General features: G+C 70.2%; 16 protein-coding genes. 2 read left to right on the top strand and 14 right to left on the bottom strand.

Features of this window, described 5'->3' with window-relative positions:
* Positions 1-66: 66 nt before the first annotated feature.
* The 7 genes from ACGFNN_RS16750 to ACGFNN_RS16720 form a co-directional block, all read right to left on the bottom strand.
* Entirely contained in the window at positions 67-1,506 is a 1,440-nt protein-coding gene (locus tag ACGFNN_RS16750; protein ID WP_393556513.1) for a sulfatase, read from the bottom strand.
* On the bottom strand, positions 1,503-2,960 hold the full coding sequence (locus ACGFNN_RS16745; protein WP_393556511.1) for a glucoamylase family protein: 1,458 nt from the start codon (positions 2,958-2,960) through the stop codon (positions 1,503-1,505). The genes ACGFNN_RS16750 and ACGFNN_RS16745 overlap by 4 nt, the downstream gene beginning before the upstream one ends.
* A complete protein-coding gene (locus ACGFNN_RS16740; protein ID WP_393556509.1) occupies positions 2,957-3,658 on the bottom strand; it encodes a hypothetical protein in 702 nt (233 codons plus the stop codon). Before ACGFNN_RS16740 ends, ACGFNN_RS16745 begins: the two co-directional genes overlap by 4 nt.
* 36 nt (positions 3,659-3,694) lie before the next feature.
* Positions 3,695-4,579 carry a carbohydrate ABC transporter permease gene (locus ACGFNN_RS16735; RefSeq protein ID WP_362548954.1) on the bottom strand — a complete coding sequence of 295 codons (885 nt, stop codon included), beginning with the start codon at positions 4,577-4,579 and terminating at the stop codon, positions 3,695-3,697.
* Positions 4,579-5,565, bottom strand: a complete 987-nt coding sequence (locus ACGFNN_RS16730) for a carbohydrate ABC transporter permease (protein ID WP_393556507.1) — start codon at positions 5,563-5,565, stop codon at positions 4,579-4,581. The genes ACGFNN_RS16735 and ACGFNN_RS16730 overlap by 1 nt, the downstream gene beginning before the upstream one ends.
* The gene (locus tag ACGFNN_RS16725) at positions 5,562-6,818 is read right to left on the bottom strand and encodes a sugar ABC transporter substrate-binding protein (RefSeq protein ID WP_393556505.1); all 1,257 of its coding nucleotides are present in this window, start codon (positions 6,816-6,818) and stop codon (positions 5,562-5,564) included. Before ACGFNN_RS16725 ends, ACGFNN_RS16730 begins: the two co-directional genes overlap by 4 nt.
* Before the next feature lie 376 nt (positions 6,819-7,194).
* Positions 7,195-8,256 (bottom strand): LacI family DNA-binding transcriptional regulator, encoded by a 1,062-nt coding sequence (locus ACGFNN_RS16720; RefSeq protein WP_393556504.1) that lies wholly within the window; start codon positions 8,254-8,256, stop codon positions 7,195-7,197.
* A 337-nt stretch (positions 8,257-8,593) separates the two neighbouring features.
* On the opposite strand from ACGFNN_RS16720, the gene ACGFNN_RS16715 reads away from it, so the two are divergent.
* Positions 8,594-10,138, top strand: a complete 1,545-nt coding sequence (locus tag ACGFNN_RS16715; RefSeq protein WP_393556502.1) for a peptidoglycan-binding protein — start codon at positions 8,594-8,596, stop codon at positions 10,136-10,138.
* Positions 10,139-10,164: 26 nt separating this feature from the next.
* Here ACGFNN_RS16715 and ACGFNN_RS16710 read toward each other — a convergent pair whose 3' ends face one another.
* Complete coding sequence (locus ACGFNN_RS16710; RefSeq protein WP_393556500.1) at positions 10,165-10,548, bottom strand: VOC family protein; 384 nt, start codon at positions 10,546-10,548, stop codon at positions 10,165-10,167.
* A gap of 126 nt (positions 10,549-10,674) precedes the next feature.
* On the opposite strand from ACGFNN_RS16710, the gene ACGFNN_RS16705 reads away from it, so the two are divergent.
* Complete coding sequence (locus ACGFNN_RS16705; RefSeq protein WP_393556498.1) at positions 10,675-11,103, top strand: DUF3291 domain-containing protein; 429 nt, start codon at positions 10,675-10,677, stop codon at positions 11,101-11,103.
* Between the two features lie 126 nt (positions 11,104-11,229).
* Here ACGFNN_RS16705 and ACGFNN_RS16700 read toward each other — a convergent pair whose 3' ends face one another.
* The 6 genes from ACGFNN_RS16700 to ACGFNN_RS16675 all read right to left on the bottom strand — a co-directional run bounded on the left by ACGFNN_RS16700 (position 11,230) and on the right by ACGFNN_RS16675 (position 21,838).
* Complete coding sequence (locus tag ACGFNN_RS16700; RefSeq protein WP_393556496.1) at positions 11,230-14,973, bottom strand: S8 family serine peptidase; 3,744 nt, start codon at positions 14,971-14,973, stop codon at positions 11,230-11,232.
* A gap of 104 nt (positions 14,974-15,077) precedes the next feature.
* The gene (locus tag ACGFNN_RS16695; protein ID WP_393556494.1) at positions 15,078-16,217 is read right to left on the bottom strand and encodes an XdhC family protein; all 1,140 of its coding nucleotides are present in this window, start codon (positions 16,215-16,217) and stop codon (positions 15,078-15,080) included.
* A 43-nt stretch (positions 16,218-16,260) separates the two neighbouring features.
* Positions 16,261-17,718 carry an NCS2 family permease gene (locus ACGFNN_RS16690; RefSeq protein WP_393556492.1) on the bottom strand — a complete coding sequence of 486 codons (1,458 nt, stop codon included), beginning with the start codon at positions 17,716-17,718 and terminating at the stop codon, positions 16,261-16,263.
* 210 nt (positions 17,719-17,928) lie between these two features.
* Positions 17,929-20,346, bottom strand: coding sequence for a molybdopterin cofactor-binding domain-containing protein (locus ACGFNN_RS16685; protein ID WP_362548981.1), 2,418 nt, complete (start codon positions 20,344-20,346; stop codon positions 17,929-17,931).
* Between the two features lie 2 nt (positions 20,347-20,348).
* Positions 20,349-20,945 (bottom strand): (2Fe-2S)-binding protein, encoded by a 597-nt coding sequence (locus tag ACGFNN_RS16680; RefSeq protein ID WP_365520075.1) that lies wholly within the window; start codon positions 20,943-20,945, stop codon positions 20,349-20,351.
* Between the two features lie 2 nt (positions 20,946-20,947).
* On the bottom strand, positions 20,948-21,838 hold the full coding sequence (locus ACGFNN_RS16675) for a xanthine dehydrogenase family protein subunit M (protein ID WP_362674416.1): 891 nt from the start codon (positions 21,836-21,838) through the stop codon (positions 20,948-20,950).
* Between the last annotated feature and the right edge of the window lie 136 nt (positions 21,839-21,974).

Below are 21,974 nucleotides of genomic sequence, written 5' to 3'. Positions count from 1 at the left end.
GCTCGGCCCGCCCCCGGCCGCGGCGGTGGCGGCGGGGCGGGGTGGTGACGAGTGGACGGGGTCCGGTCAGCCGGTGTGCGCGGGGGTGTCCCCGTAGTGCAGTTGCAGCGTGGTCAGCTGTTCGGTGAGCTCCTCGACGAGGTCCTGGCAGTCCGGGTCGTCGTAGCGGTTGTGCAGTTCGTCCGGGTCCGCGGCCAGGTCGAAGAGCTCCCATTCGGGCTCGCGGGTCTCGTCCTTGGCGCCGACCTGGCCCGAGCCGTGACCCGGGTAGTGGATCAGTTTGTGGGTGCGGGTGCGGATGCCGTAACTGGCCTGGACGTTGTGGCACACGTCCAGGTGCTCGAAGTAGCGGTAGTACACCGACTGCCGCCAGTCGTCCGGTCGTTCGCCCTTGAGCAGGGGGACGAGGCTGCTGCCCTGCATCCGTGGATGCGGCGCGACGCCTGCCATGTCGAGGATGGTCTGGGCGTAGTCGACGTTGATCGCGAGTTCTTCACAGCTGCTGCCGGGGCGGGTGACGCCAGGCCAGCGCACCACCAGCGGGATCCGCATCGACGGGTCGTACATGAACCGTTTGTCGAACCAGCCGTGTTCACCGAGGTAGAAGCCGTGGTCCGAGGTGTAGACGACGGCGGTGTCCTGGTCCAGGCCGGTGACGTCCAGGTAGTGCAGGACCCGGCCGACGTTCTCGTCGAGCGCCGCGATGACTCTCAGGTACTCCTTGATGTAGCGCTGGTAGCGCCATTCCCGCTCCTCACGCTCGTCCAGCCCTTCGGGGACGGGCGCCTTGAGGTCGTGCGGCTGGAGGTCGCGCATCCGCATCTCCGCCTCGGCGGCGGCGCGGGCCCGGTGGCTGTAGTCGTCGTGCAGCGTCCTCGGTGCCGGGATGTCCACGTGCTCGTACAGGTGGCGGTGCCGCTCGGCGGGTTCGAAGGCGCGGTGCGGGGCCTTGTGCTGGACGAGCAGCGCGAAGGGCTTGTCCGGGTCCCGGCGGTCGAGCCAGTTCAGGGCGAGGTCGGTGATGATGTCGGTGACGTAGCCGGTGTACTGCCGCTCCCCGTCCCGGGTCACGAACGACGGGTCGTGGTACACCCCGTGTTCGGGGAGCACTTCCCAGTGGTCGAATCCGACCGGGTCGGACTTCCCGCCGTGTCCCAGGTGCCACTTGCCGATGATGGCCGTCCGGTACCCGGCCGCCTGAAGCATCTCGGGGAAGGAGGGCTGGGTGGCGTCGAACTTCTGGCCCGGCTGTTCGAGCGTCGTCATGCCGTTGACGTGGCTGTAGGTGCCGGTCAGCAGGGACGCGCGCGCCGGGGAGCAGATGGCGTTGGTGCAGAAGGCGTTGTCGAAGCGCATGCCTTCGGCGGCGATGCGGTCGACGGCCGGGGTCCGGTTGATGACGCTGCCGTAGGTGCCGATGGCCGGGACGGCGTGGTCGTCGGTCATGAAGAACACGAGGTTGGGACGCCGGGTGCCCGTCGTGTCGTCGGTGCCGGTGGTGCTCACAGCCCGAAGTCCTCCTTGGCGAGCAGGGTGTTGAGGCGCCGGGCTCCGGCGCCGTGCAGGAAGGGGCGCTGCAGCAGCCCCGGTTGCAGGACCTGCGCGAAGGCGGCCGCCGCCATGCCCTGGTCGAGCGAGAGCATGCGGGTGGAGACCTTGCCCGTGGACACGTTGACGGAGTCGTAGAAACCCATCCCGTCCTCGTACACCTGGAAGTCGCGGGCGAGCCGGCGCAGGTTCTCCATGGCCTCCACCGGGCGGATCATCAGCGCCATCGCCCCGGCATGCGGGGTGACGACGCCGTTGGTGTACGCCGACGGGGCCGGCACCGGCTCGCCGTACGGTACGTACGTCCGGTCGGTGTTCGAGCAGTACCCGCCGGGGTTGATCCCGAGGAACTGCACTCCGTACTCCTGGTAGCCGCCCTCGGGGACGTTGCACGGCGAGAAGCCCCAGTAGCCGTACTCCGCGTCGATCAGGCCGTGGTCGCGCTGGCCGAGCACATGGTTGGTGAGGGTGGTGCGCCAGGAGGAGCTGAGGCGGGCGGAGGGCACGAACAGCTCGGGCATCAGCTGGCCGAACATGTCGCCGCCCCAGCCGGGCACGACGTTCCGGCCGCGGTAGGTGTAGTGGCCGTTGAAGTAGCGCACGCCGTCGCGGGTCACCCATGCGCCCTGCGGCGGCATCTCCTGCTTCTCCTCCGGGGCGAAGGTGCGCAGCATGTGCCAGTAGTGCTCGCGCGGCACGGAGCCGTCGGTGATGCCGAGGTAACCGGCCATGCGGGTCTCGGAGATGAGGGTGCCGTAGTAGTAGGGGGTGAGGGCGTTCTCCTCGACCTTGAAGCCGGTGTGCATGTGGCCGGGGTGGGCGACGGGGTCGGCGGCGTCGTACGGCTCGTAGAAGAACGACCAGTCGATGCCCGCGCGCAGGCGCCGGATGCGGGCGGCGAGGGCGGGGGCCGCGGCGTACTCGGCGATGCGGAGGCCGGTGTCGAGCCAGGCGTTGTCGACGGTCGAGAGCAGCAGGCTGACCTTGGAACCGCTGCCGGGCCACTCGTGCAGCACCTCGCCGGTGAACGTGTTGTACCAGTTCACCCAGAAGCCGTGGAGGCGCTCCATCTTCTCGACGGTGGTGATCGTGCGGGCGAGGCGGCGCTGCATCTCGGCCTCGGTGATCACGCAGAGGCCGGCGGCCGCGACGGTCGACCACATCCAGCAGCCGATGTTGGTGGTCGAGGTGTTCTCGCTCAGTACGGGGCTGCCGCCGCTGAGATCGATGTTGTCCGCGGGCAGGCCGCTGTCGGCGACCATCGCCTCCAGGGACCGGTAGGTGTCGGTGAACCAGCGCAGCAGCTGCGAACGGGTGTCGAGGCTGCGCGCCGTCGCCGTCACGGCGGGCGTTCCGAGGGTGAGCGCGGCGGACGTGCCGGCGGTCGCGGCCAGGAAGGTACGTCGTCTCATGGCGGTTCAACTCCTGCGGGTGGGAGGGAGTGGAAGGCTCGGACACGGGCCAGCCGCAGGGTGCGGCGGCCCGGCATGGGGAGGTTCAGCGAGGTACGCAGGTGCCCGTCCGGGTCTGCGTGCGCCGAGCGGTCGTGGCCCGGGACGTCGGCGCCGATCCGGTAGCGGGTGCCGGGTTCCAGGCCCGAGACCTCGACGACCACCTGGCGTGCCAGGGCCGGCACCGGGGCGGAGCCGGGGCGGTCGTGAGCGGAGTTGGCCAGGCGTACTTCGAGCGCGCCGTCGGCCTCGTCGGCGGTCGCGGTCACCAGGCCGCGCGCCCCGTCCCCGGTGACGTGTACGGCCCCGTACGCGCGTGCGTCGACCTCGACGCGTACCCGGGCGGCCTCGGCTCCGGGTGCGAGCGGGCAGCCGCTCACGGGTTCCGGCAGCGGCGTCCGGGCGCCGTCGGGCGTGCTCGGGGCGACCGTGTACCAGTAGCCGCGGCCCGGTTCGACCCGTGTGTCGGCGTAGTGCGGCCTGCACACGGCGGCGGTGTGCAGGAGCGTGTAGGGCCCTTCGTAGTGGTCGGCCCGTCGGACGAGATAGCCGGTCGCACCGGGCACCGGCTCCCAGTCGAGCATCACATGACCGGTGCGGTCCCGTGACCGCAGCACCGTGCCGTGCGTGAGCATGGTGAGCCTTTCGGATGCGGGCATGGCACCGGGAGGCCAGGTCCCTTCAGGGACGCCGGTTCACTTGAGACCGGAGGTCGCGATGCCCTGGGTGAAGTGGCGCTGCAGGGCGACGAAGACCACGACGACCGGGAGCACCACGAGGAAGGCACCGGCCATCAGTACGCCGTTGGAGCCGGCGGCCTTGGTGGGGTCGGTGGCGAAGGTGGCGAGCGCCACCGGCAGGGTGAACTTCTCCGGATCGTTCGTCGCGACGAGCGGCCACAGGAAGTTGTTCCAGGACCCGAGGAACACGAAGATCGTGAGCGTGGCGAGGGCCGGCTTGACCAGCGGCATGACGATGCGCCAGAAGATGTACCACTCGCCGGCGCCGTCGATCCGTGCGGCTTCGAGGAGTTCGTCGGGGATGGCCATCATGAACTGCCGCATGAGGAAGACCCCGAACGCGCCGGCCGCGAAGGGCAGGATGAGCGCGGCGTAGCTGTCGATCAGACCCATCTTGCTCATCATGACGAACTTCGGGAGGAGCATCAGGTTGCCCGGCACCATGAGGGCGCCCAGGACGACCGAGAGGACGACCTTGCGGCCGGCGAAGTTCAGTTTGGCCAGCGCGTAGCCGAGCATCGAGCAGAACACCAGGTTGCAGGCGGTCACGACGACGGCGACGAAGGCCGAGTTGAGGAAGTTCTGCCCGATGTCCATCAGGTCGAGCAGTTCGCGGAAGTTGGCGAGCGTCCACTCGGTGGGGATCCAGACGGGTGGGCTCGCCCCCAGGTCCTTCTGTGTCTTGAAGGCGGATATCGCCATCCAGAGGAAGGGCGCGGCCATCACCACGAGCCCCAGGCCGAGCAGCGTGTACGTCAGCGCCCTGGTCCCCGGCGTGCGCGAGGTGGCCGTACGTCCCCGTACCGGTTCACGTGCGGTGTCGAAGTCGGTGGCGCTCATCAGGTCTTGTCCTTCAGCAGGCGGAACTGGAGCAGCGTGACGGCCAGGACGATCGTGAACAGGACGTAGGCCATGGCGCTCGCGGAACCCATGTGGAAGAAGGTGAATCCTTCCTTGTACAGGTGCAGCGACACGGTGAGGGTGCTGTCGTCGGGGCCGCCGTCGGTCATCACGAACGGCTCCTCGAAGACGTTCAGGAAGCCGATGGTGGTCATCACCGCGACGTACAGCATCGTCGGCCGGAGCAGCGGGACCGTGATCCGGCGGAACTCCTGGAAGGCGCCGGCTCCGTCCAGCTTGGCCGCCTCGCGGACCTCGGCCGGGATGGCCTGGAGTCCGGCGAGGAAGAGCACCATCGCGGTTCCCATGTTGCGCCAGACGGCCATGACGATCAGGGAGGGCATGGCCAGGGCCTTCGAGGCCAGGAAGTCCGGTGTGGAAAAGCCCAGTTGGGCTCCGAGACCGGCGATCAGACCTTCCGAAGGGTCGAGCACGAAGCGCCAGATGACGGCCACCGCGACGATGGCGGTGACGACGGGCACGTAGAAACCGACCCGGAAGAAGGTGCGGAAGCGGTCGATGCCCGAGTTGAGGAGTACGGCCGCGACCAGGCCGCTGCCGATGGTCAGCGGGACGCCCAGCACCACGAAGTAGCAGGTGTTGAAGAGCGCGCGGACGAACTCCTCGTCGTCCGCGAGCGCGGTGTAGTTGTCCAGTCCGACGAACTGTGCGTCGAAGGGGTTGGTCACGTTGCGCAGGCCGAAGTCGGTGAAGCTCATCAGCAGCGTCGCGACGATCGGGAACGCCATGAAGGTCAGGAAGAGGACCAGGAACGGCGTCGAGTACAGCCAGCCGGCGAGGTTCTGCCGGGAGAGCCGGTCGGGGCGGAGCTCCTGACCCGCCGGGGCCCGCTTTCCGGAAGGACCGCCGGCCTGGGCCGGGGCACGGTCCGGGGCTGCCCCGGCCCGGGTGGCGGCGGTGCTCACTTCGAGATCAGCCCTTCGGTGGTCGTCTGGAGCTTCTTGGCCTCGGCAGCCGGGTCACCGCCCTGCGCGACCTTCTGCAGGGTTGCCTCGATCGCTGCGGCGATCTCGTTCCACTTCTCGAGGGCGGGGACCTCCTTGCCGGTGTCCAGGGCCTTGCGGAACACCGCCAGGCTCTCGGCCTCCGCGCCGTCCTTGAGCTGCGGCTGGTCGTAGGCTGCCTTGTTCGCCGGCAGCGACTTGGCCATCTCATACCACGAGGCCTGCATCTCGGGCGTGGTCAGGTACTGGGTGAACTTCTCGGCCGCGGCCTTGTGCTCGCTGTCCTTGAAGGTCACCAGCGAGGCGCCGCCGACCCAGGAGACCGATCCCTTCGGACCGGCCGGCAGCGGGGCGGTCTTCCACTTGCCCTTGAGCTGCGGCTGCTGCTCGTTGAGGTTCTGGACCATCCACGGGCCGGACATGAAGGTCGGCTCGTCGCCCTTCGCGAAGGTCTTGGCCACGTCGGAGCCCGGCACGAAGTTCTTCTTGGCCAGGCCGTCCTTGAAGTAGCTGCCCCAGGTCTCGAGAGCCTTCACCGCCTCGGGGGAACCGAGCGCGGACCTGCCGTCCTCGCCGACGATGTCGCCACCCTCGGAGTAGAGGAACTGCAGCCAGCCCTGCCAGGCACCGGTGTTGCCCGGCTGGAGCGCCGTGCCCCACTGCGAGCCGGCCTTGCGGTACGCCTCGGCGAGCTTGTGGTGGTCCTCCCAGGTGGCCGGCGCCTTGTCGACACCGCCCTTCTCGGCGAGGTCGGTGCGGTAGTACAGGCCGCGCACGTCGGCGTACCAGGGGACGCCGTAGGCGGTGCCGTCCACCACGTTGTTGTCCCAGGTGGCCGGGAAGAAGTCGGCCTTGTCGAAGACCTTCTCGTCGACCGGTTCCAGGGTGTCGAGCGCGATGAACTGGCCCATCATCGTGGAGCCCATCTGCGCCATGTCGGGGAGCTTGCCGGCGGCCGCGGCGGCGGTCATCTTCTGCCCGACCACGTCCCATCCGACCGGGGTCACCTTGACGGTGATGTTCGGGTTGTCCTTCTCGAAGTCCTGGGCGACCTCGGAGAGGCGCTTGGCCTCCTCACCCATGCCCCAGACGGTCAGCGTCTGCTTGGCGTCGGCGGCCTGCTGCTCACCGCTGCCGCCGCCGCATGCGGAGAGGGTCAGGGCTGCGACCACGGCTATGGAGATGCCTGCGACGGGCTTGGTGGGGCGTGCCATGGAGCTCCTCCTTGAGCTGCGTAAGCGCTATTTGAAAGCGCATACAGGACTCTGCAACAAGGCCCTGGATCGCTCAAGGGGGAGGAAGTAACGCTTCCGTAACGCGGGTGCGCCGGCGTTACGGGGCGTGTACCGGGACGGATCCGCCCATAGCCCGGTGCCGTAACAGGCGACGTCGGCCCTGTCCCGACGCCCGTTGCCCGCCGCGGCACTAGTGCCACGGCAGGCAACGTTTGCCCGTCAAGGAACGGCGTTCGGTGCGTGCTATCGGCGTGCCGGCCGGAAGCCCTCGTACTGGACGTACTTGGGCTTTCGGCCGGTGCGGCGAGAGTGCGTGCCGGGCGTCGCGACGGGGCGAACGTTGCCCGCCGCGGCACTAGACGGCCACATCCGGCGCACAGCCGCAGCTCTCGCGCCACATCGCCGTCACCGGCAGGAGCCGCGCCTCCGGGGACCGCTCCCGCCCTGAAAGCCTGGCGACCAACAACTCGACTGCCTCGACGCCCAGTTGGCTCATCGGCTGGCGCACGGTCGTGAGTGTCGGCCGCACGAGGCGGCTCAGCGGTATCCCGTCGAACCCCGTCACGGCGAGATCCCCCGGAACGTCCACGCCGCGCGCCTCCAGGGCATGCAGGGCCCCCACGGCCATCTGGTCGTTGGCGAACACCAGCCCCTGCGGCCGCGGCCCGTCCCCGGACGCGCCGAACAGTTCCTCGACCGCCTTGCGTCCGGCGGCCTGCGTCAGGTCGCCGCGTACGTCGGGCCCGGCCGGGAGGGGCAGCCCGGCTTCGAGGTGGGCCGCCTGGTAACCGAGGAACCGGGCCTCCCCGTCGGGCGAGTCCGCCGGCCCTCCGACGAACGCGAGCCGACGCAGCCGGTGGGTGCTGAGCAGGTGCCTGGTGATCTGGAGCTGTCCGTCGAAGTTGGCGACCTTCACGTGATCCAGGCCGTCGTACGGCTCTCCCGCGAGCAGTACGACGGGCACCCTCCTGGCCACCATCTCCAGAGCCTCCTCCGGAACGGCCTGGGCGAGGACGGCCAGCCCGTCGACCCGGCCCGCGACCTCCGTGAGGCGGGTTCCGGCCTCGTCGGCGTGCGAGGCGGCGATGAGCAGGGCGTACCCGTGGCGCCGGGCGGCCCGCTCCATGCCTCTGATCACCTCGTCCGAGTAGAGGGCGACCTCGCCGGGATCGGCCCCGGGCGCACTGTCGGACTCGGAGTCGTGGAAGTCGGGGTAGCACAGGCCGAGCACGCCGGTGCTGCGGCTGGCGAGCCCGCGTGCGCTGCCGCTCGGTACGTAGCCGAGCTCCCGTGCGCTCGCCAGCACGCGCTCCCGGGTCGGACCGCGTACCGAGTCCGGGTTCCGGTACACGCGCGACACCGTCGCGATGGAGACCCCCGCCCGCTCGGCGACGTCGTACACCGTCGGAGTACTCATCGCTGCGCATCACCTCTTCCGCCGTGGATTCCGTGATGGTCCCACACACCCCCATTGTCCATGGAAGCGCATTCAGCGGAATGCGGGCGTACCCCGCGACGCGGGGGCCCACCCGGCCGCCCCGGAGCGGGCGTACCGAGCCGGGCCCCGCACCGGCTTGCGGCGGCGGGGACGCCGGGGAGGCCCTAACTCCATTGGAGTGACGGGCAGTTGAACACGCGTAGACCTCATTGTCATGTGTTAATCACATGGATAGCCTGTGCGGGCTCAACGGCCCCCGGCCCACCGTCATCCGGGTCCGGCGGCCCCTCCTCTCCCCACAAGATCAGGAGCAGGCATGCCCCCACGCCCCGTCGGCCACACCCGAGGCCGCGCAGCCGTTCTGGCCTCCCTCACCGCCACCGTCCTGCTCGCCACCGGTCACCCGGCCGGCGCGGCACCGGCCGGGACGAACCCCATGAACAAGGCCCTCCAGGCAGCCGCCGAGAAGTACGGAGTACCGCGCGACCTGCTCGCCGCCCTCGGATACAGCGAGACGCACCTGAACGGCCACGACGGACGTCCCAGCCAGGACAACGGATTCGGCGTCATGCACCTCGTCAGCAACCCCGTGAACCGGTCCCTGGAGAAGGCCGCTTCCCTGACCGGCGAGCCGGCCGCGGAGCTCCGCGAGGACGACGGGACCAACATCCTGGGCGGCGCCGCCGTACTTCGCAGCCACGCCGACGCGCTGGGCATGGACGAGGCCGAGCGGGCGGACATCGACGCCTGGTACCCGGCGGTGGCCCGCTACGGCGGAGCCGAGGGAGCCGTCGCCTCCCTCTACGCCGACACCGTCTACACCTTCCTCGCGGAGGGGCTGCGGGCCACCGTCGCCGGGGGCGAGAAGGTGACCGTCACCTCCCGTCCGGTCTCCCCCGAGAAGGGTGCCCTGGCCAAGGCCGACGTCACCGCGCAGAGCCCGGACTACCCGCCCGCGCTCTGGGTCGCCGCCAACTCGGCGAACTTCGCCACAGGGCGCACGGCGACCATCGACAAGGTGGTCATCCATGTCACCCAGGGCTCGTACGCCGGAACCATCAGCTGGTTCCAGAACGCGACGTCGAAGGTCAGCTCCCACTACGTCGTACGTTCCTCGGACGGCCAGATCACCCAGATGGTCCGTGACAAGGACACCGCCTACCACGCCAAGAGCGCCAACGCCTCCTCGCTCGGGATCGAGCACGAGGGCTTCATCGACGATCCGTCATGGTTCACCGACTCCATGTACCGGTCGTCGGCGGCGCTGACGAAGTACCTCTGCGACCGGTACGGGATCCCCAAGGACCGCTCGCACATCATCGGCCACAGCGAGGCCCCCGGGAACGACCACACCGACCCGGGCGTGAACTGGAACTGGTCGTACTACATGCAGCTCGTCGGAGGCTCGGGCAGCGGGGCCGACGGTCTGAGCTTCTCCTCGTACACCACCCAGAAGTCGGGGTCGACCGGCGACCAGGTGAAGGCGGTCCAGACCCTGCTCAACCAGCAGGGTTACGAGGCCGGCACCGCCGACGGTGTCTTCGGCACCGCCACGAAGAGCGCCGTGCAGGCGTTCCAGACCGCGCGCGGCCTGACCGCGGACGGCACGGTCGGCCCGAAGACCTGGACCGCGCTGCTCTCGGCGGGCACGACCCCGGTGCTCAGCAAGGGGTCGTCGGGCGACGCCGTGAAGCGGCTGCAGCGCACGCTCACCGCTGCCCTGGGCAGAACGGTGACGGCGGACGGCGCCTTCGGCACCCTCACCGACACCGCGGTACGCGACTACCAGAGGTCGCGTGGCCTGGGCGTCGACGGCAGCGTCGGCCCGGACACGTGGAAGGCGCTGCAGGCGGGGCGCTGAGCGTACGGCCCCTCCGGCCGCAACGGTCAGAGGGGCCTGACCCGGGCCCGCAGCAGGCAGAACTCGTTGCCCTCGGGGTCGGCCAGGACGTGCCAGCTCTCGTCACCGCTCTGGCCGACATCGGCGCGCCTGGCTCCCAGGGCGAGCAGCCGCTCCAGTTCCGCGTCCTGATCGCGGTCGGTGGGGCTCACATCGATGTGCAGCGGCAGCTTCCCGGCCCGCGGCTCCCTGCCACTGCCGAGCACGAGCGTGGGCTGCGGACCGCCGAACCCCGGGCCGGGCGGACCGATCTCGATGCTGCCGTCCTCGTCCCGGCCGAGTTCGGCGTAGCCGAGGACCTCCTTCCAGAACTCCGCGAGCCTCTCGGGATCCGCGGCGTCGATGACCAGCTCACTGATACGGCATGCCATGCCCTCAGCGTAGGCCCGCGATCCGACGCGCTCCTGATTGCCTCGAATCGGCTGCGCGGCGCCCCACCCTCTCCCTATGATGGATAGCAGAGAGCGCCACTATCTATACGGAAGGTGGAAAGCCCGATGCCGACGCTTCCCTGGACCGTCCCTCAGCCGCCTCCGGCGGACGGCACGGTCGTGGTTATGGCCTCGCGGTTCGAGGTCCGTTCCCTGCGCGACGTCCCGCGTTTCCTCCTCAGGTCCCTGACCGCGTGGAAGCAGGTACGTTCGGCGCCCGGAGCGTTCGGCGCCTCGCTCGTCGCCCGGCCGGGAAAGAAGCTCTTCCTCACCCTGTCCGCGTGGGAGAGCCGCGAGGCGCTCTACGCCTTCGCGCGGACCGAGCCCCACCGGGGCATCATGACGGCCCTCGCACCGACGATGCGGTCGTCGACGTTCACCTTCTGGGAGGCTCCGGCCTCCGGGCTTCCGATCAGCTGGGACGAGGCGGAGCGGCGGGTCGAGGAGCAGCGACGGGCGGACGCCGGGGGCCGGGACGGGAGCGCGGCCCCCTGAACGAGCGGGAGCGGCACCCGGGTGCGCCGTTTCCGGCCGCGAGGTGTGCGGGCACAGCGGCGGTATGGGTGTGGGCCCGCGCCCCGGAAGGGGTGCGGGCCCACGACGACAGTGCTGATCAGAAGGTCACTTCAGGCCGAAGGCCCTGATGATCTCCTGGTCGACGGCCAGGCCGCCGGGGCCTTCGGCGTGCACCTTGAGCGAGACCGACGCCGCGCCCTTCGCCGGCGTCCTCAGCTGCGTGGTCCACGCTCCGGAGCCGTTCTTGGCCAGATCGACCGGGCTCCAGCGCTTGCCCTCGTCGTAACTGATCCACATCGAGGCGGACTTGGCCTTCACGGCGCCCTTCAGCCATTCCTGGGTGCCGGACTCCAGGCCGAGCTCGACCCGCTTGCCGGCCTTGACGTCACCCGCCAGATCGGTGTCGACATCGTAGTCGAGCTGCAGCATCGGGATGTCCGCCCTGGCGCCGTCGGGCAGCACGCCGGACCGGAAGGCCCACTCGGAGTGGGTGCGCGTGGAGGTCTTCCAGGTCTCCTCGTCCCTCACGGAGTCGATCACCAGGCGGTACGGAGTGCTTTCCTCCGGCAGGGGCCAGACGGCACCCGCCCGTCCCGCGCCCTTCTTGAGGAGCTTGTCGCCCTGGTAGAAGGCGTAGGAGGTGGTGTCGTACTCGTTCTCGGGCATTCCGCCGGAGTGGCCCTCACCCGAGTCGCTCCACGGGGTGATGTTGAACTGGATGGTGTCGTCCGCGCGGAACGGCCCCCAGTACGCGGTGCCCAGCCGCGGGCCCACCACCGGGGCGAACCACTCGTCGTGGTAGCTCAAGCCCGCCTTGTAGTCGGCCTCGGGGCCGCGGACCTCGTGCGCGGTGCCGTTGTCGGCGGTCAGGACGGAGTGGTTCTCGTACCAGAAGGAGTCGCCCGGGAGCGGGTTCACCCACTCGGTCCGGGTGCCGGGGAACTTCTCGTACTCCTCGAAGCCGAGACCCGGGCCGTAGTCCGGGATGTCGTAGCGGTAGCCGCCGCCGAGGGTCTCCTCGTGCCCGTAGAACGTGTTCGTGATCTCGGCGAGCTGACGGGTCGAGGGCGCGAAGGCCAGGGACCGGTCGGGCACGGCGCCGTCGTGACGGTCGACCAGGTCGTACAGGTACCCGGCGAACCTCTTCTCGGCGACGGTCACCTTCTTGCCGCGCCGGGCCGCCTCGATCAGGTCCTGCCCCGCGATCCGCTGTACCGAGACGACCGGGATCGAGGCCTGCTCGCCATAGGGAGCGTAGCGCTCGATCAGCCTGCCGCGGCCGTCGTTGACGACGAGGAGGGCCTGGGCGCCGGCCGCGAGGGCGTTCGCCAGACGGTCGGCGGGCGCCACCGCGTCGCTGCGCTCGACGACCACGGCCTTGCCCCTGGCGTTCAGTCCCTCGTAGTCCGCCTCTCCACCCTCGCCGGCGTAGACGGCGGTGAGCTTCGACGTCCGCCTGTCCGCGAGGGCGGAACCGTTCTGCGGGGTGGCGGGGACGTCCTGGCCGTCGGCCGTGACGTCGATCTGCTCCTCACCCTGGCGCCAGCGGGTCAGGAAGCTGAAGTCGCCCTGGGTGGGCTTCTTCGTGGGGCTCGCCCACAGCTGGTCGTACGTCAGGGGGATCTGGTAGGCGTCCCGCTGGACGACGCCGTCCGGCGAGGTGCGCGCCATGTCGTAACGCAGCTGCCGGGTCTCCGTCTCCTTGGGGGTGCGCACACTGATCCTGTGGGCCTCGGAGGCATCGAGGGTGACCGTGGTGGCCTTGGTCAGCAGGACTTCGGGAGCCCCGAGGAACGCCACCCCCTTCGAGTCCGCCCGGTCGCCGTCGACCTCCATGGTGCTCCAGGCGGTGTAGTTGCCCGGGGGCAGCCGCAGGGTGGTCTCGCCGTCGACGGGGACGATGCTGAGCTGGGGCTCACCGAGTGCCCCGAGGATGACGTTGTCCGCCGCCGGCTTGCCCGCCCGGTCGCGCAGACGCAGGGTCAGGTCGTACAGCTCGCGCTCCTTGGTCAGGGCGAAGCCGGTGTGGGCCACGGTCGCGCCCGAGCCGTCCTTGGCGACGACCTGTCCGGAGTACTGGGTGGCGTTCGCGACCTTCGACGGGTCCAGCGAGAGGACGGCCTGCGCCGTGGAGCCCGCGGGGACGGTCAGCTTCGGAGTGGAGAGCGTGTACGCCTCGGCGTCGGTGCCCGTGCTCAGGTCGAGCGTCACGTCCTGGTCACCCGTGTTGCGATAGGTGATGGTCCGCTCCGCGACCGGGTCGGACGCACTGTGCGGCCAGTCGTAGGAGGCGACCGCGACCGATCCGGTGGCTTCGATGGTGGTGTCGATCGCCGCCTTGACATCGAGGCGACCGGTGCCCTGCTGGTACGGCGTGTAGTCGGGGAGCTCCTGGGAGGAGCTCATCAGCGCGTCCTTGATGCGCTGCCCGGTCCATTCGGGGTGACGCTGCTTCAGGATGGCGGCCGCTCCCGCGACATGGGGGGTCGCCATCGAAGTACCGGACATCTGCTGGTACATGCCCTCGATACCGGGCACCGACTGCGAGGCCGCGGCGTTGATGTCGACACCCGGAGCCGAGAGGTCCGGCTTCAGGCCGTGGGACCGCACGAGCGGGCCCATGGAGGAGAAGGCTGCCCGCTCGTCCTGCTTGTCGACTGCGGCAACGGTGAGCGCGCTCGCCGCGGAGCCCGGCGCGCCGATCGTCCCCTCGCCATAGGCGTTGCCCGCGGCGATGACGAAGAGCGGTCCGCCGTCGGCGGACAGGGCGTCGACGGCCTGCGCCATCGGGTCGGTGCCGTCGTCCGGGATGCTGGAGCCGAGGCTCATGGACACGACGTCGGCGCCCTCGGCCTTCGCCCACTCCATGGCCTCGATGATCCCGGAGTCGGCGCCGGACCCGGTGTCGTCCAGCACCTTTCCGATGATCAGGTCCGCGCCGGGGGCGACGCCCTTGTTGACGCCGTCGGATGCGGCGCCCGACCCCGCGACGGTGGAGGCCACGTGCGTGCCGTGGCCGTGCTTGTCGTCGACCTCCTGACCGGGGACGAAGCTCTTCGACTCCTTGACGCGGTCCTTGACGTCCGGGTGCGTGGCGTCGATGCCGGTGTCCAGGACGGCGACCGTCGTGCCCGCCCCGTCGTAACCTGCCGCCCAGGCCTGCGGTGCGTTGACCTGCGGCACCGAGTCCTTGAGCGTGGCCCTGACCTTGCCGTCGAGCCACAGCTTCGCGATGCCGGCGTCGAGCGAACGGCTCTTCTCCGTGCGGGCGATGTCGCTCCAGAAGGCGCGGGCGTCACCCTTGTCGGCCTTGAGCGCCGCACCGTGGACGGACTCCAGGCGGCGGACGGTGGTGCTGCCCTCGGGCGCCGCGGGCAGCGAACGTCCCTTCGAGGCCGCGTAGGTGGCGATCAGCGGGATGCCGGCGGAACGCTTGTCGTCGTAGCCCATGGCGACCAGGGACGTGACGTTGAACAGCCGCTTGTCCAGCTTGTCCGCGGCGATGAGGGAGGTGGCCTCGTCGGGGACGACGAAGATCTCCTCGCCGGCCTGCTGGACGTGCACGCCGCCCTCGGCCCCGTCGGGGCGGTCGACGGTGACGGTGTCCTGAGCGCCCACGCCGTCGGAGTAGTGGACGACGTCGCCGGTGATCAGGGTGACCTCGTAGTCGTGGACCTGCGACGCACGGTGGTCCGCGGCGGCCGGCGGCTCGGTGGCGGCACCTGCCGAGGTCGCTACGGGGAGCATGACGCCGCTCACGAGGGCGACGGAGGTCGCTATGAGCAGGGCCCTGCGACCCGCGCGAGCGGGTCTCGCCCGGCCGGATGCGGAGGAGGGGGAAAATGTCATGCACCTGATTTACCGGCAAATCCGCTGCCATGGACCGCCTTACCGTGGCGTGAAACCGCCGTGGCGGTTATCCGCCCTCCAAGCACGTTCGCACGACTGCGAGTTCAGGCCACCGATGCCAGCGAGGTGCCGCTCTCGTGGTGGATCGGGGTGTGGGCGCCCTTCAAGGGCAGACCGCTGCCACCCCGCCGCTCGGCGACGATCTCCGCCACGATCGAGAGTGCCGTCTCCTCGGGCGTCCTGGCGCCGAGGTCCAGCCCGATCGGCGAGTGCAGCGCCGCGAGCTGACGTTCCGTCACTCCTACCTCGCGCAGGCGCTCGTTGCGCTCCAGGTGGGTACGGCGCGAGCCCATGGCGCCGACGTAGGCGACCGGAAGACGCAGCGCCAGTTCCAGCAGGGGTACGTCGAACTTGGCGTCGTGCGTGAGGACGCAGAGCACCGTCCGCGCGTCGACCTCGGTGGTGGCCAGATACCGGTGCGGCCAGTCCACGACGATCTCGTCCGCCTCCGGGAAGCGGGCGGCCGTGGCGAAGACCGGCCGGGCGTCGCAGACCGTGACGTGGTAGCCGAGGAAGCGGCCGGCCCGGACCAGGGCGGCGGCGAAGTCGATGGCCCCGAAGACGATCATGCGGGGCGGCGGGACGCTCGACTCGACGAGCAGGGTGAGGGGGCTGCCGCAGCGGGATCCCTCGGCCCCGACGGTCAGTTCTCCGGTGCGGCCCGCGTCGAGCATCGCCCGCGCCTCGGCGGCCACCGTGCGGTCCAGCTCCGGGTGTCCGCCGAGCCCGCCCTCGCGCGTCCCGTCGGAACGTACGAGCAAGGGCTTCCCCAGCAGGTCCGCGGGGCCCTCGGTGACACGGGCGACCGCAGCCGCCCGGCCCTCGGCGGCGGCAGCGAACGCCGCGGCGAACACCGGGCGCGCGGGGTCGTCCACGCGCACCGGGGTGACCAGGATGTCGATGACTCCGCCGCAGGTCAGACCTACGGCGAAGGCGTCGTCGTCGCTGTAGCCGAAGCGCTCACGGACGGTGTGGCCGTCCTCGAGCGCCTGCCGGCACAGCTCGTACACCGCGCCCTCCACACATCCGCCGGAGACCGAGCCGACGGCCGTTCCCTCGCCGTCCACCGCGAGGGCGGCGCCGGGCTGCCGGGGTGCGCTCCCGCCGACCGCCACCACGGTGGCGACGGCGAACGCGCGTCCCTGCCCGACCCACCGGTGAAGCTCCTCGGCGATGTCCAGCATGGCGTGTCTCCTTCTGACTGAGGTGCGGGGGGCGCGGGGGGTGTCAGCTGACGCCCAGCCAGCTCTCGATGGGATGGAGGGCGAAGTAGACGAAGAAGATCAGCGTCAGGACCCACATGAAGGCACCGACCTCGCGGGCCCTGCCCTGGGCGATCTTGATGGCCGTGTACGAGATGACGCCCGCGGCGACACCGGTGGTGATGGTGTACGTGAACGGCATCAGGACGACGGTGAGGAAGACCGGCACGGCGACCGAGCGGTCCGCCCAGTCCACGTGCCGGGCGTTCTGCATCATCATGGCGCCGATGACGACCAGGGCGGCCGCGGCCACCTCTGCCGGGACGATCGCCGTCAGCGGGGTGAAGAAGAGGCAGGCCGCGAAGAACAGCCCGGTGACGACCGAGGCGAGCCCGGTGCGGGCGCCTTCGCCGACGCCGGTCGCCGACTCGACGAACACGGTCTGGCCGGAGCCGCCGGCGACGCCGCCGATGGCACCGCCCGCGCCGTCGATGAACAGCGCCTTGGACAGGCCAGGCATCCGGCCCTTGTCGTCGGCGAGGTTGGCCTCGGTGCCGACGCCAATGATGGTGGCCATGGCGTCGAAGAAGCCCGCGAGTACGAGCGTGAAGACGATCATGCCGACGGTCATCACACCGACGTCGCCCCAGCCGCCGAACTCGACGTCGCCGAAGAGCGAGAAGTCCGGCGAGGAGACGGCGCTGCCGCTCAGCTCGGGCGGCCCGCTGCTCCAGGACTTGGGGTCGATGTCGCCGACGGCGTTGACCATGACCGCGATGACGGTGCCGACCACGATGCCGATGAGGATGGCGCCGGGGACGTTGCGCGCCTGCAGCATGAAGATGAGCAGCAGGGTCACGGCGAAGATGAGGACCGGCCAGCCGGTGAGTTCACCGGTGGGGCCGAGGGACAGCGGGGTAGCCGTGCCCTGGTGGACGAATCCCGCCTTGACGAGGCCGATGAGGGCGATGAAGAGCCCGATGCCGATGGTGATCCCGTGCTTCAGGGCGAGCGGGATGGCGTTCATGATCATCTCGCGGAGGCCGGTGACCACCAGGAGGCAGATCACCACACCGTAGATCACGCACATGCCCATGGCCTGCTGCCAGGTCATGGCCGGCGCGACCTGGGAGGCCAGCACACCGGAGACGCTGAGGCCTGCGGCGAGCGCGAGCGGCACCTTGCCGACGAAGCCCATCAGCAGGGTGGTGGCCGCCGCCGCGAGCGCGGTGGCCGTGATCAGTCCCGACTGGCCGAGGAGCTGGCCGTCGACGTCCTTGCCGCCGAGGATCAGCGGGTTGAGCAGCAGGATGTACGCCATGGCCATGAAGGTCGTGACGCCACCGCGCACTTCACGGGCGACGGTCGAACCGCGCTCGGATATGTGGAAGTAACGGTCGAGCCAGGATCGTCCGGCGGGGACGCGCGAGCCGGGGCCCGCGTCCTCCGCGCTCGTCCTGGGTTCTACGGACTGCTGGGTCATGTTGCCTGACTCCCAAGGTTCACAGGGGCACCCGCGTGGAGCTCGGAGACGTGCGGGATTTGGGATGCTGCGAGGCGCACGACCCGGGGGACGGCCCGAGACGAACTCATCGTGCAGACGGTGCGGTGGTGCTGGACTCCGGACGGTGCGCGGCGGGGAAGTGTGACGTTCTCGGCAGGAACGCACCGCCCGGAGGGTATTGACGAGCCGTCAGACTCCGGTGATGTGCTCGGGGCGCACCGGTGTCCGGTTGAGCTCGAGTCCGGTCGCGTTCCGGATCGCCGCGAGGACGGCCGGGGTGGACGACAGGGTGGGGGCCTCGCCGATGCCGCGCAGGCCGTAGGGGGCGTGCTCGTCGGCGAGTTCGAGCACGTCGACCGGGATGGTCGGCGTGTCGAGGATGGTGGGGATCAGATAGTCCGTGAAGGAGGGGTTGCGCACCTTCGCGGTCTTCGGGTCGACGATGATCTCCTCCATGACGGCAACGCCCAGCCCCTGGGTGGTACCGCCCTGGATCTGGCCCACGACCGACAGCGGGTTGAGCGCCTTGCCGACGTCCTGGGCGCACGCGAGCTCGATGACCTTGACCAGGCCGAGCTCGGTGTCCACCTCCACCACCGCGCGGTGCGCGGCGAAGGAGTACTGGACATGGCCGTTACCCTGCCCGGTGCGCAGGTCGAAGGCCTCGGTGGGCCGGTGGCGCCACTCCAGCTCGATGTCGACGGCCTCGCCCTCCAGCACGTCGGCGATGCCGGCCAGCACCTCACCGCCGTCGGTGACCACCTTGCCGCCTTCCAGCAGAAGTTCGGCGGTGGCCCAGGCCGGGTGGTAGGTGCCGAACTTGGCACGGCCGAGCTCGAGGACCTTCTCGCGGACGGCCTCGCAGGAGTTCTTGACCGCGCCGCCGGTGACATAGGTCTGGCGCGAGGCGGAGGTCGAACCCGCCGAGCCGACCTGGGTGTCGGCCGGGTGGATGGTGACCTGGCTGACGCCGAGTTCGGTTCGCGCGATCTGGGCGTGGACGGTGACACCGCCCTGCCCGACCTCAGCCATGGCGGTGTGCACGGTGGCGACCGGCTCTCCGTTGATGACCTCCATCCGCACCCGGGCGGTGGAGTAGTCGTCGAAGCCCTCGGAGAAGCCGACGTTCTTGATGCCGACCGCGTAGCCGACGCCTCGGACGACGCCTTCCCCGTGGGTGGTGTTGGAGAGACCGCCGGGGAGGGCCCGTACGTCGACGGATGTGCCGTCGGATCCCGCGGCCAGCCACTGCTGCTCGGGCGGCAGCGGCCGGGACTTGACCCGGCGCAGCAGCTCGGCGACCGGCGCGGGCGAGTCGCAGGGCTGTCCCGTGGGCAGCAGCGTGCCCTGCTCCATGGCGTTCAGCTGCCGGAGCTCGACCGGGTCCATGTCCAGGGCGGCGGCGAGCTTGTCCATCTGCGCCTCGTAGGCGAAGCAGGCCTGGACCGCGCCGAAGCCGCGCATGGCGCCGCACGGCGGGTTGTTGGAGTAGAGGGCGATCGCCTCGATGTCCACGTCTTCGACGACGTACGGTCCGACCGCGAGCGAGGAGGCGTTGCCGACGACGGCCGGGGAGGCGGAGGCGTAGGCGCCGCCGTCCAGCACGATCCGGCACTTCATGTGGGTGAGCTTGCCGTCCTTGGTGGCCCCGTGCTCGTAGTGCAGCTTCGCGGGGTGGCGGTGGACGTGCCCGAAGAAGGACTCGAAACGGTTGTAGACCATCTTGACGGGCTTGCCGGTGCGCAGCGCCAGCAGGCAGGCGTGGATCTGCATCGACAGGTCCTCGCGTCCGCCGAAGGCGCCGCCGACGCCGGAGAGCGTCATGCGGACCTTGTCCTCGGGGAGGCCGAGGACGGGCGCGATCTGGCGCAGGTCGGAGTGGAGCCACTGGGTGGCGACGTAGAGCTCCACGCCGCCGTCCTCGGACGGCACGGCGAGGCCGGACTCGGGGCCGAGGAAGGCCTGGTCCTGCATCCCGAAGACGTAATCGCCGGTGACGATCACGTCGGCCCGCGCGGCCGCGGCGTCGGCGTCGCCCCGGATGATGGGCTGGCGGTGGACGATGTTGGGGTGCGGGACGTGGCCGATGTGGTGGTCGTCCCGGCCTTCGTGGACCAGGATCGCGTCGGGCGCGGTCGCGGACGCCTCGTCCGTGATCAGCGGCAGTTCCGCGTAGTCGATCTTGATCTTGGCGGCGGCCCGGCGTGCCGTCTCGGGGTGGTCGGCGGCGACGATGACGACGGGTTCGCCGTGGTGGCGCACCTTGCCGTGGGCCAGGACGGGGGTGTCCTGGATCTCCAGGCCGTAGTTCTTCATCTCGGCCGGCAGGTCGTCGTAGGTCAGCACCGCGTAGACGCCGGGCGTGGCGACGGCCTCACCGATGTCGATGGAGCGGATCTCGGCGTGCGCGACGGTGGAGCGGAGCGTGTGGCCCCACAGCATGTCCTCGTGCCACATGTCCGAGGAGTACGCGAACTCGCCGGTCACCTTGAGGGTGCCGTCGGGGCGCAGGGTGGACTCACCGATGCCGCCCCGGGTCTGCGAACCCTGGGTGATCTTGGTGGGGGTGCCGGCCGGTACGGTCGCGGCTCGCGGGTGCAGCGCCATGGCTATCGGACCGCCTCTTCCTGACGGGCGGCCGCGAGGCGGACCGCGTCGAGGATCTTCTCGTAACCGGTGCAGCGACAGAGGTTGCCGGAGAGCGCCTCGCGGATGTCCTGGTCGGACGGGGAGGGCGTCGTCTCCAGCAGTTCGTCTGCGGCGACCAGCAGTCCGGGGGTGCAGAAGCCGCACTGCACGGCTCCGGCGTCGATGAACGCCTGCTGGACCGGGGAGAGTTCACCGGCCTCGGCGCTCTGCCCGTCGGTCGGCCTGGCCTGCCAGCGCTGGGCGGCGTCGAGCGAGGTCCCGCAGGCGCCGGCGGCGCATCCGGTGCCCGGGTGGGCGCCCTCGCGGTGCTTGGCGTAGTCGGCGAGGCCCTCGACGGTGACGACCTCGCGGCCCTCCGCCTGGCCGGCCGCGACGAGACAGGAACAGACCGGCACTCCGTCGAGGCGAACCGTGCAGGAGCCGCATTCGCCCTGTTCACAGGCGTTCTTGGAGCCGGGGAGTCCCATGCGCTCGCGCAGGACGTAGAGGAGGGACTCGCCCTCCCAGACGTCGTCGGCCTCCTGCTTGCGGCCGTTGACCGTGAAATTGACTCGCATGGTTATGCAGCTCCTTCGAGGGTGCGTCCCGCTCCGCGGAACTGCTCCCAGGTCCAGCCCAGCGTGCGGCGGGCCATGATGCCGACGGCGTGCCTGCGGTAGGCGGCGGTGCCACGTACGTCGTCGATGGGGTTGCAGGCCCCGGCGGCGAGCTGGGCGAACTGCTTCGCCACCGAGGGGGTGATGATCTTCCCGCTCTCCCAGAACCCGCCCTCCTCCAGCGCCGCGTTGAGGAAGTCCTCGGCCTCCTTGGCCCGTACCGGGGTGGGGGCCGCCGAGCCGATGCCGGTACGCACGGTCCGTGTCTCCGGGTGGAGCGCGAGGCCGAAGGCGCAGACGGCGATCACCATCGCGTTGCGGGTGCCGACCTTCGAGTACTGCTGCGGGCCGTCGGCCTTCTTGACGTGGACGGCCCGGATCAGCTCGTCCGGGGCGAGCGCGTTGCGCTTGACGCCGGTGTAGAACTCGTCGATCGGGATCATCCGCGTCCCCCGTACGGACGCGGCCTCCACCTCGGCCCCCGCGGCGAGCAGCGCCGGGTGCGCGTCGCCGGCGGGCGAGGCGGTGCCCAGGTTTCCGCCGACACCACCGCGGTTGCGGATCTGCGGCGAGGCGACGGTGTGCGAGGCGAGCGCGAGGCCGGGCAGCTCCGCACGCAGGTTGTCCATGATCGCGCTGTACGGCACGGAGGCGCCCAGGCGTACGGTGTCCTGGCCCACCTGCCACTCGGACAGGTCACCGATACGGTTCAGGTCCATGAGGTACTCGGGCCGCCGGTGGTCGAAGTTGATCTCGACCATCACGTCGGTGCCACCCGCGATGGGCACAGCCGTCGGGTGCTCGGCCTTGGCGGCGAGCGCCTCCTCCCAGCTGGCGGGGCGAAGGAAGTCCATCAGTGGCTCTCTTCTTCTCAATCGGGTCGTTCGGCTGGGGCAGGGGACGGCCGGCCCTCGGGGTCGTTCCTGGTGTTGTTGACTCGGTGTGTGGCCCAGTACACAAGGCTTGCTCCACTCGGTGCAGTCACCGAAA

The organism is Streptomyces sp. NPDC048590 (assembly GCF_043199535.1).
Classification (GTDB): domain Bacteria; phylum Actinomycetota; class Actinomycetes; order Streptomycetales; family Streptomycetaceae; genus Streptomyces.
Note: the sequence above shows the minus strand (reverse complement) of the source record. Positions and strands in the feature narration are given on the sequence as shown.